A 14,787-nucleotide genomic window follows, 5' to 3' on the forward strand; every position below is an offset into this window, starting at 1 on the left:
TTTATTTTCGCGTGGCGGCTCTTGAAAGGCGTCGAAGCGCGCTTATATCCGTCCGCATGCGCGCTTCAGTGCGACGCCAGATCGCCCTGATAGTAGCCCGCGAAACGCGCGAACTGTCGTTCGGCATCCGCGATATCCACGCCTTCCTTGAGCACCGCGCTCGAAAATCCCGTGCGTTCCATTTGTACGAGTTGATCGATCAACACGTCGCCGGTTGCGCGCAAGTCTCCGTCGAAACCCAGACGTTTGCGCAGCAGATAAGCCTGGCTATAAGCACGGCCATCGGTGAAATGCGGGAAGTGCAGTTCGATGCGATCGATATCCTTCAGGCGATCTTTCAGCGATTGAGGATCGTCGTCGTTAGAGAGGATCGCGACGCGTTCGCTTCTATCCGCGTCGTGATCTTCGAGCGCGAGAATGCGCATGCGTCGCGTGCCGTTCATGCCGTCACCTCGTCGTTCGTCCGGGCTGCATGCGCGGCCGCCTTGAAGGGTTCGGGGCCCACGCGGCGCACGGTATCGATGAAGCGCTCATTGCGCTCGCGCGTATCGCGATAGGTCAAAAGAATCGCCTCGATCACATCCGGCACTTCGGCCGCGCTGAACGACGGTCCGATCACCTTGCCGGGTTGCGCCGCGCCGCTCGCTGCGCTGCCGTCCGATCCGCCGAGCGTGATCTGATACCACTCGCGTCCGTCCTTGTCGACGCCCAGCACGCCGATATGCCCGCTGTGATGATGCCCGCACGAATTGATGCAGCCGCTGATATGCAGATCGATTTCCCCGATGTCGTCGAGTTCGTCGAGATCCTGATAGCGCTCGGTGATGGCCTGCGCGATCGGCAGCGAACGGGCATTCGCGAGCGCGCAGAAGTCGCCGCCGGGACACGCGATCATGTCGGTGAGAAGCTGCACGTTCGCGCTCGCGAAGCCTGCTTCGCGCGCGGCTTGCCATAGTGCGAACAGCTCGCTTGCGCGCACCCACGGCAGCACGACATTCTGCGTATGCGTCACGCGCGCTTCGCCCGCCGAGAAGCGATCGGCGAGATTCGCGACGATGTCGAGCTGGTCCGCGCTCGCATCGCCGGGCGATTGCAGCAGACGCTTGAACGACAGCGTCACGATGCGCAGCGCGGGGTCCTTATGCCGCGCCACGTTGCGTTGCAGCCAGCGCGCGAAGAGCGGATGGCCGTCCGGGTCGATGTCGTCGAAGGTCGCAGGCGGGACATTCAGCGCAGGCGGCACGAAGGACGCGCTCACACGGTCCAGTTCCGCTTGCGAGATGAGATGCGGCGCGCCGTCATGCTCGACGATCTGCCGGAACTCTTCGTCGACGTCATCGATATAGCGCTGGCCTTCCGCCTTCATCAGAATCTTGATGCGCGCCTTGTACTTGTTGTCGCGACGGCCGTAACGGTTGTACACGCGCACGATCGCCTCGATGTAGTTCATGATGTGCCGCCACGGCAGAAACTCGCGCATCGGCGTGGCGATCACCGGCGTGCGCCCCATGCCGCCGCCCGCGCTCACGCGAAAGCCGAGCTCTCCGCCTTCGCTACGCACAAGTTGCAGGCCGACGTCATGCCACGCGGTCGCCGCGCGATCTTCGCTTGCGCCCGTGATCGCAATCTTGAACTTGCGCGGCAGGAACGCGAACTCGGGATGCAGCGTCGTCCATTGCCGCATGATCTCGGCGAAAGGGCGCGGATCGGCCACTTCGTCGGGCGCGACGCCCGCGCGTTCATCGCAGGAAATATTGCGGATGCAATTGCCGCTCGTCTGGATGCCGTGCATGTCCACGGTGGCGAGCAGGTCCATCACGTCCGCGGATTTGTCGAGCGGAATCCAGTTGAATTGGACGTTGGTGCGCGTCGTGAAATGGGCGCAATGCGACGGCAGACGTTCGGTGCCGAGCTTGCCCTGCGCTTCGCTCGCTGCGCGATAGACCTCGGGATCGGGATCGTCGTATTCGCGGGCGATGCGCGCGAGCACCCGCAATTGCGCGCTCGACAACTCGCCGTAGGGCACGGCCACACGCAACATCGGCGCATGGCGCTGCACATACCAGCCGTTTTGCAGGCGCAGCGGGCGGAACGCATCTTCGCTCAGGCGGCCGTCCTGCCAGCGCTCAAGCTGATCGCGGAATTGCGCGGCGCGGCTTTTCACGAAGGACTTGTCGAACTCGGTGTATCGGTACATGGATGCGGCGCATTGGCGGAGAGAGGGCCAACGATAGAGCGCGCCACGGCATTCCGAAAGCAGCAGTTGCGATCGATTCGACGGTAGCAGCCGATATCGCGCGTCATTCTGCTACCGCCGAATACAGCGCAACTGCTGCTGTTTTTCACATGACGCGGCGCGCAACATCGATGCATGGAAAATCGATACGGACCCATGCAAAGGAGCCGCTCATGGAACTCTTGAAGATGATGCGCATCGTGTTTTGGAGCTTTTTCGGCGTGCGCAAGCGCGCGTCGCACAACGCCGATTTCGCGCATGTGAAGCTGCCGCTGTTGCCGGTCGTCGCCGTGATGCTCGCGGGCGCGTTCGGATTGACGCTGCTGACGGTCGCGAAGCTCGCCACCGGTATCGCGCACTGATCGCGCGGCGCGCGGGCCGTCCCGCTCTTACAATGGCGATCGGATGATTGCCACGAGCGAGGATCGGACCATGAAAGTTTGCGTATATGGCGCGGGCGCCATCGGCGGATGGATCGGCGTGAAGCTCGCGCAGGCGGGCTGCGATGTCAGCGTGGTCGCACGCGGCGCGACGCTCGAAGCGTTGAAGAAGGAAGGGCTGCGGCTCGTCGAAACCGACGCGGCGCATACCGTGAAGGTCGCGACCAGCGCCGAGCCCGCGGATCTCGGCGCACAGGATCTCGTCATCGTCGCGGTGAAGGCGCCCGCGATGGAATCCGTCGCCACGCATATCGCGCCGCTGCTTTCGAGCGACACCACCGTGCTGACCGCGATGAACGGCGTGCCCTGGTGGTTCTGCGACGGCCTTAACGAGCCTTTCACGGGCAAGCGCCTGTCGTCGGTCGATCCGCACGGCGCGATCGCCGCCGCGATACCGGGCGCGCAGACCGTCGGCTGCGTCGTGCATGCGAGCTGCTTCGTCGAAGCGCCGGGCGTCATCTGGCATCGACAGGGCAAAGGTCTGATTCTCGGGGAAGCGACGGGCGCGCCGACCGCACGCACCGAATCGCTCGTGTCGCTCTTTTCGAAGGCTGGCTTCGACGCCACGCTCTCACCGCAGATTCAGCGCGATGTCTGGTTCAAGCTGTGGGGCAACATGACGATGAACCCCATCAGCGCGATCACCGGCGCAACGACCGACCGCATCCTGGGCGACGATCTCGTGCGCGGCTTCGTGACGAACGTCATGCTCGAAGCGAAGGAGATCGGCGCGCGCTTCGGCATTCCCATCGAACAGGCGCCGGAAGACCGTCACGCCGTCACGCTCAAGCTCGGCGCGATGAAAACGTCGATGTTGCAGGACGTGGAGGCGGGCAAGGCGGTCGAGCTCGATGCGCTCGTCGCGTCGGTACGCGAACTGGGCGCGATGACCGGCGTGCCGACGCCGTTCACCGATGCCCTGCTCGGACTCGCGCGCCTGCACGCGCGCACGCTGGGGCTCTATCCGGCGGCGTGAGTTCGCCTTACGCCACGACGATTCGCAGCGGGTCCGCGGCCGCGAACGCCTCGGCCCGCTCCGCGCTCGGCGGATAAATCCACTCGGTGTTGATGCGCGTTTTCAATTGCTTCGCCTGCGCGCCCGACATCTTCACCTCACGCTCCCAACCTTCCGTATAGACCGCGCCCCACGGGCCCAGATCGAGACACGTCACGTATTTCGGCTGGCTGTACGGAATCGGCGCATCGCCCAGCAAATCCGCCGCGACATTGTGGCCCGCCGAGCGGCCGAGGTTCATCGCGTGCTGACAGGACATCATCGCGTGATTGCCTTCGTCGTCGGTGGCGGCGTAGGCGACATCGCCCGTCGCGTAGACCGTATCGACACCCAGCACGCGCAGATTGCGATCCACATGCAGGCGGCCCAGCGCGTCGCGTTCGGCGGGAATCTGCGCGGTCAGCGCGCTCGCGCGCACGCCGGCGGTCCAGATCACGGTGCTCGCTTCGATGCGCTCGCCATCTGACGTGCTGAGACCGTTCGCATCGACGGACGTCACCGCCGCGCCGAGCCGCCACTGCACGCCGAGCGATTCGAGCGCCTCGACGATGACCGGACGCGGACCCGCGCCGAGGTCCGGACCGATTTCCTTGTTGCGTTCGACGATGATGACCCGCACCTTCGCATCCGCGCCGAGCGCAGCGCGCAGGCGCGCCGGCATTTCCGCTGCCGTTTCGATGCCCGTGAAGCCGCCGCCGGCGACGACCACCGTATTGCGCGCGGGCGTATCGGGCTGCGTCGCGAGAGCCTTGATATGCGCTTCGAGCGTGGCGGCTTCATCGACCTGATCGACGCTGAACGCGTGCTGCGCGAGCCCCGGAATCTGCGGGCGGAACAGGCGGCTGCCGGTTGCCAGAACGAGACGGTCGTAGTTCAACGACGACGGCGTGCCGTCCGCGCCGAGCACGTCGACTTCATTGCGCTCGACGTGAATGCGCTCCACCGTACCCTGAATGAACCTGACGCCCGTGGACGCGAAGATGTCCAGCAGCGGCGCCTTCATGCCCGCGGCGTTCTCTTCATACAGACGCGGACGCACGTGCAGATGCGGCTCCGGCGCGATCAGAACGACTTCGATATCAGTCCGGCCGTGCTGATCGATGAGACGCGCGGCGGACAGGGCGCTCCACATGCCGGCGAAGCCGGCTCCGACTACCAGAATGCGCTTGGACATTTCGATGCTCCTTGGAATTCGATATTGGGGTCGCTCGACGGACGGTCTTCGTCGTCATCGATTAACTGCGATTCTATGAGTCGCAGTTAATCGATGCAAGAAAATTGTCCCGCGCGTGTCAAATTGTCTCGAATTCGCGAATTTGGACCTGATGTATGTGAGTTTCCGACATCGAGACACGCTTCTGGGACATATCGAGGCGTAGTTGGATCGACGGAAGCGGCGAAAAGGCGAAGGCGTTGCGCTGTCGCGCTAAGCTAAGGTACGCAACGAAACGTCAGAGGAAGACCATGGAGCAGCAGAATCAGCAGAAAGACGCAAGCGAGCTCGTCGAGATGCGCGACATGCTGCGCGAGTTCGTCCGCGAGCGGGACTGGAGCCGCTTTCATTCGCCGAAGAATCTCGCGGCGGCGCTGTCCGTCGAGGCGAGCGAGTTGCTCGAACCGTTCACATGGCTCGCCACCGGCGAGAAGGCCGAACTCGACGAAGCAAAACTACGCGCGATCCGTCACGAGATGGCCGACGTGCTCGCGTATCTCGTGATGCTCGCGGATTCGCTCGACGTCGATCTGCATCTCGCGCTGATCGAAAAAATGGCGCTGAACCGGTCGAAGTATCCGGCGCACAAAGTGAAGGGCGACGCGCGCAAATACACCGAGTACGACGAGTGAGCATGTACGGGCAAAGCCTCTGGCGCGCAGTGCGCCCGCACGGTTAAGCTTCGGTTCAGCCCGTTCCCTTAGAGGATTGCCGATGGACTTTTCCCTCTCGCCCGAACTCACCGATCTGCAGGCGCGCGTGCGCGCTTTCATCGCTGAAGAAATCATCCCCTTCGAGCGCGATCCGCGTTGCACGCCGCACGGCCCGAACGAAGCGCTGCGCGCCGAACTGGTTGCGAAAGGGCGCAAGGCGGGACTGTTGTCGAGTCACGTATCGCCCGAATTCGGCGGCCTCGGCCTGAATCACGTCGCCAAGGCCATCCTGTTCGAGGAAGCGGGCTATTCGCCGCTCGGTCCCGTCGCGCTGAATATCGCCGCGCCCGACGAAGGGAACATGCACCTGCTCGAAGCCGTCGCCACGCCGCAGCAAAAGGAACGCTGGCTGCGGCCGCTCGCGGCGGGCGACATCCGCTCGTGTTTTTGCATGACCGAGCCGTCGCCGGGCGCGGGCGCCGATCCCTCGATGCTGCAGACCATCGCGGCGCAGGACGGCGACGAATACGTGATCGACGGACGCAAGTGGTTCATCACCGGCGCGGAGGGCGCGGCGGTCGCGATCATCATGGCGAAATTCGCCGACGGTCCCGCGACGATGTTCCTCGCGGATATGTCGAGCGCGGGCATCATCATCGAACGTGCGATGGATTCGCTCGACACGTGTTTTACCGGCGGCCACGGCGTCGTGCGCTTCGAGGGCTTGCGCGTGCCGAAAGAGAACGTATTGGGCGAGCCGGGCGAAGGCTTTCGATATGCGCAGGTGCGACTCTCGCCCGCGCGTCTCACGCATTGCATGCGCTGGCTCGGCGCCGCGCGGCGCGCGCACGACGTCGCGACGGCATATGCGCGAGAGCGTCAGGCGTTCGGCCGCGCATTGGGCGAGCACGAAGGCGTCGGCTTCATGCTCGCGGACAACGAAATGGATTTGCACGTGACGCGCCTCGCCATCTGGCACTGCGCGTGGGTGCTCGATCAGGGCGTGCTCGGCAAGCACGAATCGAGCGTCGCGAAGGTGGTGTCATCGGAGGCGCTGTGGCGCGTCGTCGATCGCTCGGTGCAGGTGCTCGGCGGTCAGGGCGTCACGCATGAAACCGTCGTGGCGCGGATTTTCGCGGACATGCGCGCCTTCCGGATCTACGACGGTCCGTCGGAAGTGCATCGCTGGAGCATCGCGCGGCGCATTCTGCGCGGGCAAAAGCCGCGCGTCGAATCAACCTGACGAATGCGGTATCACTGCACCGAGGTTTCGCCGCGAGCCTGACGCTGCGCGATGATGCGGCTCGCGCGCATTGCATTCTCGGGATAGTTCAGCCAGTCATTCGGATCGTAGCCGACCGAGCGCCAGAGCAGGAACTCCTGCCGGACCTGCGCGCGGGTTTTCGGTGCGTTCGGATCACTGGTTTGCGCCTGCGGTTGCGCGAGCGCAGCGGCCGCGCAGCACAATGCCAGCGCGCCGACGATGAAACGGGGAATGGATGACATGACGAACCCTCACACCGCATGACACGGCGATTTCATTCTAGGTGACAGAACGAGAACGTGCAGAACCCGTTTTGGTAGCGCACCGTACATTGATTGCGTTTTGCGTGCGCGCGGCGTGATATTCGATATGTCGTGTACCGACGAAGCGCCCTATACTCGATTTTTTCGGGCGGGGAGTGCCGCGCAACACCGAGCCAAAGCCTGAGCCAACGAATACACGACAAAAAGGCCGCCGTCATGAGCACCTCGAGCGTCGCCGTCACCAGCAGATTTCCGGAGATGGACGAACTGAAGGCGATCCGCATCGCGGGCGGCGCGCGCTTCGCGTGGCGCACGATGGGCGAAGTGCGCGCACGCCATCAATCGTTTCCGATCCTGACCGCAGCGATCGGTTCGGACGATCCGCAAGCGCCCGCGATCGGCTTTTTCGGCGGCGTGCATGGGCTCGAATGCATCGGCACGCAGCTCGTGCTCGAATACATGCGCGCGCTGTTGCGCCGCCTCGAATGGGACGACACGCTGCATCATCAATTGCGCGCGATCCGTCTCATCTTCATGCCGATCGTCAATCCCGGCGGCATGTTCGCACGCACCCGCGCGAATCCGAATGGTGTCGATCTGATGCGCAACGCGCCGCAAAGCGCCGAGGGACGCGTGCCGTTTCTCGCGGGCGGCCAGCGCATCGGGCCGTGGCTGCCGTGGTATCGCGGGCCGGTGGACGGCCGCATGGAAGTGGAGAGCGCGGCGCTGCTTTCGGTCGTCGAGGAGCAACTGATGTCGCGGCCGCTCAGCTTCGCGCTCGATTGTCATTCGGGATTCGGCTGGGACGACAGCATCTGGTTTCCGTACGCGCGCACCGAGCGTCAAATGGCGCATCTGCCGGAAATGTTTCTGCTGAAGACGATGTTCGAGGAATCGTATCCGCATCACGGCTACGCATTCGAGCCGCAGAGCCATCAATACCTGTTGCACGGCGATCTGTGGGACTTCGCGTATGACCGCTCGCGCGCGCCCAACATCTTTCTGCCGATGACGCTCGAACTCGGCTCGTGGCGCTGGATTCGCAAGAATCCGATGCAGATGTTCTCGCGTCTCGGCATCTTCAATCCGATCAAGGCGCATCGCACGCGGCGCGTGTTGCGGCGTCATCCGAACTTCTTCGATTTCCTCACGCGCGCCGCGTTTTCATCGCGGCGCTGGCTGCCGAGCGGCGAATTCCGCGAGGACGTGTTGCGGCGCGCGCGCGCGCACTGGCAGCGCACGTCATGAGCGACTGGGTGCTCCTGCGCGGTCTCACACGCGAAACGCGTCACTGGGGCGCGTTCGATGCGGCACTCGTCGCGCATGGGCTCGTCGAAGAGGGCGAGCGTGTCGTGTGCATCGATTTGCCGGGCAATGGCGTCGAACACGCGCATGCGGCGCCGCATTCCGTCGTCGCGATGATGGACTTCGTGCGCGAGCGCGCCGCGTCGCTGAAGCTGCGCTTTCCATGTCGCGTGCTCGCCATGTCGCTCGGCGCGATGGTCGCGGCCGCGTGGGCCGAACGTCACGCGGGCGAGATCGAGCGGCTCGTGCTGATCAACACCAGCATGCGCCCGTTCGCGCGCCTGCCCGAACGCCTGCGTCCCACGGCATGGCCGATGCTCGCCCGCATCGCGATGATATGGACGCAACCCGAACGATGCGAGGAGATGATTTTCGACCTCACATGCAACCGTGCTGACTCGCGCGATGCGGACATTGCGCACTGGGCGCAGCTTCGGCGCACGCATGGCGCGAGCGCATCGAATGCGCTGCGGCAGCTCGCGGCAGCGGCTCGCTTTCACGCGGCCCGCGATGCGCCGCGCTGTCCGGTGCTGCTGCTGTCGTCGGCGGCTGACCGGCTCGTCGATCCGGTATGCTCGGCGCGCATCGCGAAGCAATGGCGCGCGCCGCACAGGGTGCATCCGTGGGCCGGCCACGATCTGCCGCACGACGATGCCGAGTGGACGTGCAACGCGATCGCCGCGTGGCTCGGCGAGCACGAAAGCACGCGTGACATTCGCGCGACAAGCGCATGACTTCGATACTCAAGACATCATGAAAACGCCCATCGTCAATCTCGATACGCTCGATCCTCAACCGCTGCCGCCCGAATTCGCACCGACGGGCGCAGCCGCCGAACGCTACGCGCCGCGCATCGCGCGTATCGGCGGCATGATCGGCGCGAAGAAGCTCGGCTACAGCCTCATCGTGCTCGAACCGGGCAAGCGCGCGTTCCCGTTTCATCATCATCGCGTGAACGAGGAGATGTTCTTCGTCATCGAAGGCGAGGGCGAAGTGCGGCTCGGCGGGGAAACGCATCCGATTCGCGCGGGCGATGTCATCGCGTGTCCGCCGGGCAATGCCGACACGGCGCATCAGATCGTCAAGACGAGCACGCAGACGCTGCGCTATCTCGCGATCAGCACGATGCAGTCGCCCGAAGTGGTCGAGTATCCGGATACGGGCCGCCAGGCCGTGCTCGTCGTCGATGAGCCGGGCGTCAAAGGGCTGCGCGCCGTCTTTCGCGCAAGCGATTCGCTCGGCTATTGGGACGGCGAGTGAATCCCGCGCAGCACGCGGCGTTTCCGCCGCTTACTGCATGCAACGATCGCGACATTCCTGCTTATTCTTGTTAATTCTTGTAAAGCGTGTGCTGTTGCGGCCACGCATAGGGAAACCTCGTGTTGCAACGCAGCATCGCATTGCGTATGCTGTTCCTGGCGGGTGGCATGAGCCCTTCGCTTCACGCATCGAGAAGCATCGACACGAACAATCAAACGCCGGTACGCACAGAGCGTTTCATCGGGCAGGGCCGGTAAGCAGTACGGGCGTCTGCTTGAAGGAGCCGCACATATGGAACAGACCACATCGTCGAAACCGACTCTGCATATCTTCCATCAGGAAGGCGGGTGGCATTGGGGCATCACCGTCGAGCGAGCGGCGGGGGGCGGAATGAAGGTCGTCGCGTATAGCGACGAAGGCTTCGATTCCGAAGAAGCGGCGCGCGAGGACGGCGAGCACGTCCTGCGCTCGGAAGACTGGCGCTCGCGCCAGAGCTTCAGCCGCGGCGAGCGGCGCCAGGGGTACTCCTGACCGGGGCGAGCACGTTCGCCCCGATGTCCTTCCGCTGTCCCGCCACTTCCCCGTTGTACCCATCCCTCGCTGCATCTTTCCCCTGCACCAGAAACGCGCGACACTGAACGCACCTGCATTCCGACAAGGCGTGTCACATGCCGTCCGTTCCCTGTCCATCTGACGCCGCACCCGACGATCCCCGCTTCGCCCTGCGCCGCATGACGCCGCGCGATGTCGATGTCGCACTCGACTGGGCCGCGACCGAAGGATGGAATCCGGGCCTCGACGACGCCCGCTCTTTCTTCGCCGCCGACTCGCAGGGCTTCTTCGTGGGCACGTGGGACGGCACGCCGGTCGGCTGCATCTCCGCGGTCGCATACGGCGATGCATTCGGCTTCATCGGCCTGTATATCGTGTGCCCGGAATGGCGCGGCAAGGGCTTCGGCATGCGCCTGTGGAACGAAGGCATGCGCTATCTCGGCGCGCGCAACATCGGGCTCGACGGCGTGCTCGCGCAGCAGCCGAACTATCGCAAATCGGGCTTCGTGCTCGCGTATCGGAACGTGCGCTATGAAGGCGTCGCGTCGGCGGATGAAGATTCTGTCGATGGCGTGACGATCGCCGATGCCTCGGCTGTTCCCTTCGATCGCCTGCTCGGCTACGACACGCGCATGTTCGCCTGCGAGCGCGCCGCGTTCCTGCGCGCGTGGCTGTCGCAGCCGCAAAAGCACGCGCGCGCACTCGCCGCGCTCGATGGCGACGCGGTGCGCGGCCTCGCCGTGATCCGGCGTTGCGGCATGGGTCACAAGATCGGTCCGCTGTTCGCCGACGATCTCGCGACCGCGCGTGCGCTGTATCGCGCGCTCGTGTCCGCGCTGCCGGGCGAGACCGTGTTCCTCGACGTGCCCGAAAGCAATCCCGCCGCGCTCGCGCTCGCCGTCGAGCACGACATGAAGAGCGTCTTCGAAACGGCGCGCATGTACACGCAGGCGGCCCCGGACGTGCCGCTTGCTAACGTGTTCGGCGTGACGACTTTCGAGCTCGGCTGAAGACCGGCAAACCGCGATCACGCAGGCGGCGCGCCCTCGTGGAAGAAGGTCTTCAGTTGTGAGCGCAACTCGGGCGAATCGGTATGCTGATGCACCGCGACCGCATGCTGCACGGCGGCTTCCATCAGTTCGTCCTCGGTGTCGGCGGAAAGCGCGACGCTGCACTTCACGTCGCTCGGGCATTCGCGGCAATCGATGTACTTGCGTGTCATGGCATCCTCCTCGCATGAGACGCTGATCAAAGTATAGGCGGCGTGCAGGCGGCCGTGCCGACGTTTGCACGCGCGCGCGCACTCCGGTAACGTGTGACGTCTGTGCCATTCGCGAGTCCGCACATGAGCCACGATCATCCTCATCACCACGATCACGATCACGATCACGAAGCCAGCGCGCTGCCCGAGATGGATTTGCGCGTGCGCGCGCTCGAATCGCTGCTGGTCGAGAAGGGCTATATCGATCCGCAGGCGCTCGATGTCTTCGTCGAGACTTACGAACACAAGGTCGGGCCGCGCAACGGCGCGCGCGTGGTCGCGAAGGCGTGGCGCGATCCGGCGTTTCGCGCGTGGCTGCTGGACGACGCCAGCGCCGCCATCGCATCGCTCGGTTACACCGGGCGTCAAGGCGAGCACATGGTCGCGCTGGAGAACACGGAGGACGTACATAACATGGTCGTCTGTACGCTGTGCTCGTGCTATCCGTGGTCCGTGCTCGGGCTGCCGCCCGTGTGGTACAAGTCCGCGCCGTATCGCTCGCGCGCGGTGATCGATCCGCGCGGCGTGCTGAAGGACTTCGGCGTCGCATTGCCCGAACACGTCGAGTTGCGTGTGTGGGATTCGACCGCCGAAGTGCGCTATCTCGTCGTGCCGATGCGTCCGGCCGGTACGGATCATCTCGACGAAGACGCGCTCGCGGACCTCGTCACGCGCGATTCGATGATCGGCACGGGCCTCGCGCTCGCGCCATCGCAGGCAACGGGAGCATCGGCATGAACGCGGCGCACGACATGGGCGGCATGCAGGCGTTCGGTCCGGTCGAAATCGATGCCTGCGACATGCCGGGCGCAGCGCCGTTTCATGCGGAGTGGGAGCGGCGGGTTCTGGCCGTCACGCTCGCGATGGGCGCAACGGGCCAATGGAACATCGACACGTCGCGTGCCGCGCGCGAAAGCCTGCCGCCCGCGCAATATCTCGGCAGCAGTTACTACGAAATCTGGTTCGAGGGTTTGAAGAAGCTCTTGATGGCGAAGGGGCTCGCGAGCGCGGACGAAATCGCGAGCGGCCGCTCGCAGACCGCCGCGAAGCCGGACGTGCGCGTGCTGAAGGCGGTGGACGTGAGCGCGGCGCTGTTGCGCGGTTCGCCGGTCGAACGTCCGGCGACATCGGCGGCGCGCTTCGCTGTCGGCGATGAAGTTCGCACGAAGCTGATGAATCCGCCGACGCATACGCGCCTGCCGCGCTATTGCAGGGGGAAGCCCGGGCGCATCGTCGCGGTGCGCGGCACGCATGTGTTCCCCGATGAAAACGCGCTCGGCAATGGCGAGCACCCGCACTGGCTCTATACCGTGCGTTTCGATGCGAAAGCGTTGTGGGGACCGGACACGACCGCGTCGTCGGTGTGCGTCGATTGCTGGGAACCTTATCTCGACGCCGCGCGCGCGTGACATGACCTCGAACGAACCGAAGCTGCATGAGTTGCGCGCCGTCCTGCCCGAATTGCCTTTCGACGAGGCCGGCCCGGTGTTTCGCGCGCCGTGGGAAGCGCAGGCTTTCGCGATGACGCTCGCGCTGTACGAGCGCGGCGTGTTCACGTGGAAGGAGTGGGCGCACGCGTTGAGCGTCGCGATCAGGGATGCGCAGGCGGCGGGCGATCCCGACCACGGCGATACCTACTACACGCACTGGCTGAGCGCGCTCGAACGCCTGACGGCCGAAAAGGGCTGCGTGAGCGAGGAGACGCTCGCGCAGCGGCGCGTCGAATGGGACGAGGCCGCACGCGCCACGCCGCACGGCCAGCCGATCGTTCTGACGCGCACGCAAGGACTGCCGCCCGCGACGCTCGCTGTGTATCACGCGGCGATTTATCGGATCGATGCGCAGCCGCGCATCGATATGAAAATCGGCGTCGCGAATGCCGAAGCGGCGTCGTTGCTCGCGCAACACGATGTCGCGAGCGCCGTGTTCGTCACTGCGTTCAATCCGTTCGGTCAGGAGCTTGCGCCCGAGGAGAACGCGACGCGTCAGCGCAAGCTGATCGAGCGCGTCGGGCAGTCAGGCTTGCGCGCGCTGCCAGGCGAGGGCATCGATCCGAAGAACATCTGGCTGGCCGAAGCGAGCCTTCTCGTGCTCGGCGCGACGCACGCCACCGCCGATGCGCTGATGACCGAATTCGGGCAGAACGCGGTCGTGTATGTCGATCGCGCGGGCTTGCCGCAACTGCTGCTGCATCCGGACTATCGCTGAAACCATTCACGAGGAGAGACTCATGCCGCTCGTTCGCATCGATCTGCAGAAAGGCAAGGACAGCGCATATCGCACGGCCATCGGCGACGTGGTGTACGACGCGATGCGCACCACGCTCGATGTGCCCGAGAACGATCGCTTTCAGATCGTCGCCGAGCATGGCGCGTCGGATTTCATCGTCGATCGCACGTATCTCGGCATCAGCCGCACGGATGATTGCGTCGTGATCCAGGTCACGCTCAACGAAGGCCGCGATGTCGTGAAGAAAAGCGCGTTCTACAAGGCCGTCGCCGATGGCCTGCACGAACGCCTGAAACTGCGGCGCGAGGACGTGTTCATCAGTCTCGTCGAAGTGAAGAAGGAGAACTGGTCCTTCGGCAATGGCGAGGCACAGTACGCACCCAAATGACGGCAACGACGATTCCCTTCGACATTCAACCGATGCCCCTTCCCGCCGATGCGCCCGCAGACGTGCGCGTGTGGCAGGTTCAAATCGATTTCTCCGCGCCGCTCGACAGCGCCGCTTACGCCGCGATGAACGCGAGCGAGCGCGCTCGCGCCGCGCGCTTCCTGCGTCATGCGGATGCCGCGCGTTTTGCCACGCTGCGTTGCGCGCTGCGGCATGTGGTCGCCGCCGATACGGATCGCGATGCCGCGAGTCTCATGCTCGACGCCGACGACCGCGGCAGGCCGTTCCTCGCGCATCCGGACGCGCCGGATTTCAACGTGTCGCATTCGGGCGCGTTCGGTCTGATCGCGGTATCGCGGGAAAGGCGTGTGGGTGTCGATATCGAAGAAGCCCGCGCGACGTTCAAATGGCGCGAACTGGCGCCCGCCGTGCTGGCCGACATGGAGCGCCACGAGATCGAAGCGCTGCCCGAAGAGCCCGCGCAGAACGCCAGGTTCTTCGACTGCTGGACGGCGAAAGAGGCGGTGCTGAAGGCGCACGGCGTCGGCATCGGCGGCGCGGCGATCACGATGACGAGCTTTTCCGTGCTGCCGCGCAGAGGCGATCGTTATGCGCTCACGCGTGAAGCGGGCGCGTTCGTCGCCGTTTCGCTGGAAGCGCCTTGCGGATACGCAGCCGCGCTCGCCTGGTCATATTGATGCAGCGCAG

19 protein-coding genes are annotated in these 14,787 nt (G+C 64.6%); 14 read left to right on the forward strand and 5 right to left on the reverse strand.

From position 1 onward, the window contains the following. Nucleotides 1–65: 65 nt before the first annotated feature. Together QCE73_RS28340 and QCE73_RS28345 are read right to left on the reverse strand one after the other, a co-directional pair. Nucleotides 66–443 carry a DUF934 domain-containing protein gene (locus QCE73_RS28340; RefSeq protein ID WP_309884548.1) on the reverse strand — a complete coding sequence of 126 codons (378 nt, stop codon included), beginning with the start codon at nucleotides 441–443 and terminating at the stop codon, nucleotides 66–68. Next, nucleotides 440–2,197 carry a nitrite/sulfite reductase gene (locus QCE73_RS28345; protein ID WP_309884549.1) on the reverse strand — a complete coding sequence of 586 codons (1,758 nt, stop codon included), beginning with the start codon at nucleotides 2,195–2,197 and terminating at the stop codon, nucleotides 440–442. Before QCE73_RS28345 ends, QCE73_RS28340 begins: the two co-directional genes overlap by 4 nt. A gap of 212 nt (nucleotides 2,198–2,409) precedes the next feature. Here QCE73_RS28345 and QCE73_RS28350 point away from each other — a divergent pair, with 212 nt between their 5' ends. Both QCE73_RS28350 and QCE73_RS28355 read left to right on the forward strand, forming a co-directional pair. After that, the gene (locus tag QCE73_RS28350) at nucleotides 2,410–2,598 is read left to right on the forward strand and encodes a DUF2970 domain-containing protein (protein WP_035501527.1); all 189 of its coding nucleotides are present in this window, start codon (nucleotides 2,410–2,412) and stop codon (nucleotides 2,596–2,598) included. 70 nt (nucleotides 2,599–2,668) lie between these two features. Next, a complete protein-coding gene (locus tag QCE73_RS28355; RefSeq protein ID WP_309884550.1) occupies nucleotides 2,669–3,652 on the forward strand; it encodes a 2-dehydropantoate 2-reductase in 984 nt (327 codons plus the stop codon). A gap of 7 nt (nucleotides 3,653–3,659) precedes the next feature. Here the strand turns inward: QCE73_RS28355 and QCE73_RS28360 are convergent, their stop codons facing one another. After that, a complete protein-coding gene (locus QCE73_RS28360) occupies nucleotides 3,660–4,865 on the reverse strand; it encodes an NAD(P)/FAD-dependent oxidoreductase (RefSeq protein WP_035501528.1) in 1,206 nt (401 codons plus the stop codon). 290 nt (nucleotides 4,866–5,155) lie between these two features. Here QCE73_RS28360 and QCE73_RS28365 point away from each other — a divergent pair, with 290 nt between their 5' ends. After that, complete coding sequence (locus tag QCE73_RS28365; RefSeq protein WP_309884551.1) at nucleotides 5,156–5,536, forward strand: nucleotide pyrophosphohydrolase; 381 nt, start codon at nucleotides 5,156–5,158, stop codon at nucleotides 5,534–5,536. Nucleotides 5,537–5,618: 82 nt separating this feature from the next. Beyond that, on the forward strand, nucleotides 5,619–6,800 hold the full coding sequence (locus QCE73_RS28370; protein ID WP_309884552.1) for an acyl-CoA dehydrogenase family protein: 1,182 nt from the start codon (nucleotides 5,619–5,621) through the stop codon (nucleotides 6,798–6,800). 11 nt (nucleotides 6,801–6,811) lie between these two features. Here QCE73_RS28370 and QCE73_RS28375 read toward each other — a convergent pair whose 3' ends face one another. Continuing rightward, on the reverse strand, nucleotides 6,812–7,063 hold the full coding sequence (locus QCE73_RS28375) for a DUF4148 domain-containing protein (protein ID WP_035501533.1): 252 nt from the start codon (nucleotides 7,061–7,063) through the stop codon (nucleotides 6,812–6,814). A gap of 237 nt (nucleotides 7,064–7,300) precedes the next feature. Between QCE73_RS28375 and QCE73_RS28380 the strand changes: the two genes are divergently transcribed. From QCE73_RS28380 to QCE73_RS28400, 5 genes are all read left to right on the forward strand, one after another. Further along, the gene (locus tag QCE73_RS28380; RefSeq protein WP_309884553.1) at nucleotides 7,301–8,332 is read left to right on the forward strand and encodes a M14 family zinc carboxypeptidase; all 1,032 of its coding nucleotides are present in this window, start codon (nucleotides 7,301–7,303) and stop codon (nucleotides 8,330–8,332) included. Beyond that, nucleotides 8,329–9,123: an alpha/beta hydrolase gene (locus QCE73_RS28385; RefSeq protein WP_309884554.1), complete on the forward strand. Its 795-nt coding sequence runs from the start codon at nucleotides 8,329–8,331 to the stop codon at nucleotides 9,121–9,123. Before QCE73_RS28380 ends, QCE73_RS28385 begins: the two co-directional genes overlap by 4 nt. A 19-nt stretch (nucleotides 9,124–9,142) precedes the next feature. After that, a complete protein-coding gene (locus QCE73_RS28390) occupies nucleotides 9,143–9,649 on the forward strand; it encodes a cupin domain-containing protein (protein ID WP_309884555.1) in 507 nt (168 codons plus the stop codon). 291 nt (nucleotides 9,650–9,940) lie between these two features. Beyond that, nucleotides 9,941–10,180: a hypothetical protein gene (locus QCE73_RS28395; RefSeq protein WP_035501540.1), complete on the forward strand. Its 240-nt coding sequence runs from the start codon at nucleotides 9,941–9,943 to the stop codon at nucleotides 10,178–10,180. Between the two features lie 200 nt (nucleotides 10,181–10,380). After that, a complete protein-coding gene (locus QCE73_RS28400; RefSeq protein ID WP_404989839.1) occupies nucleotides 10,381–11,211 on the forward strand; it encodes a GNAT family N-acetyltransferase in 831 nt (276 codons plus the stop codon). Nucleotides 11,212–11,228: 17 nt separating this feature from the next. Here QCE73_RS28400 and QCE73_RS28405 read toward each other — a convergent pair whose 3' ends face one another. Continuing rightward, complete coding sequence (locus QCE73_RS28405; protein ID WP_035501542.1) at nucleotides 11,229–11,423, reverse strand: DUF1059 domain-containing protein; 195 nt, start codon at nucleotides 11,421–11,423, stop codon at nucleotides 11,229–11,231. Between the two features lie 123 nt (nucleotides 11,424–11,546). On the opposite strand from QCE73_RS28405, the gene nthA reads away from it, so the two are divergent. Genes nthA through QCE73_RS28430 form a run of 5 tightly spaced genes read left to right on the forward strand, consistent with a single transcriptional unit; the run spans nucleotide 11,547 to nucleotide 14,777 of the window. Continuing rightward, nucleotides 11,547–12,200: a nitrile hydratase subunit alpha gene (gene nthA, locus QCE73_RS28410; protein WP_309884558.1), complete on the forward strand. Its 654-nt coding sequence runs from the start codon at nucleotides 11,547–11,549 to the stop codon at nucleotides 12,198–12,200. Continuing rightward, entirely contained in the window at nucleotides 12,197–12,871 is a 675-nt protein-coding gene (nthB, locus tag QCE73_RS28415) for a nitrile hydratase subunit beta (protein WP_309884559.1), read from the forward strand. Before nthA ends, nthB begins: the two co-directional genes overlap by 4 nt. A gap of 1 nt (nucleotide 12,872) precedes the next feature. Beyond that, nucleotides 12,873–13,670 carry a nitrile hydratase accessory protein gene (locus QCE73_RS28420; protein ID WP_309884560.1) on the forward strand — a complete coding sequence of 266 codons (798 nt, stop codon included), beginning with the start codon at nucleotides 12,873–12,875 and terminating at the stop codon, nucleotides 13,668–13,670. A gap of 22 nt (nucleotides 13,671–13,692) precedes the next feature. Further along, nucleotides 13,693–14,079, forward strand: a complete 387-nt coding sequence (locus tag QCE73_RS28425; RefSeq protein WP_238217114.1) for a tautomerase family protein — start codon at nucleotides 13,693–13,695, stop codon at nucleotides 14,077–14,079. Beyond that, on the forward strand, nucleotides 14,076–14,777 hold the full coding sequence (locus QCE73_RS28430; RefSeq protein ID WP_309884561.1) for a 4'-phosphopantetheinyl transferase superfamily protein: 702 nt from the start codon (nucleotides 14,076–14,078) through the stop codon (nucleotides 14,775–14,777). The genes QCE73_RS28425 and QCE73_RS28430 overlap by 4 nt, the downstream gene beginning before the upstream one ends. The last annotated feature ends 10 nt before the right edge of the window (nucleotides 14,778–14,787 follow it).

Origin of the sequence: Caballeronia sp. LZ029 (assembly GCF_031451275.1) — a bacterium.
Lineage (GTDB): Bacteria > Pseudomonadota > Gammaproteobacteria > Burkholderiales > Burkholderiaceae > Caballeronia > Caballeronia jiangsuensis.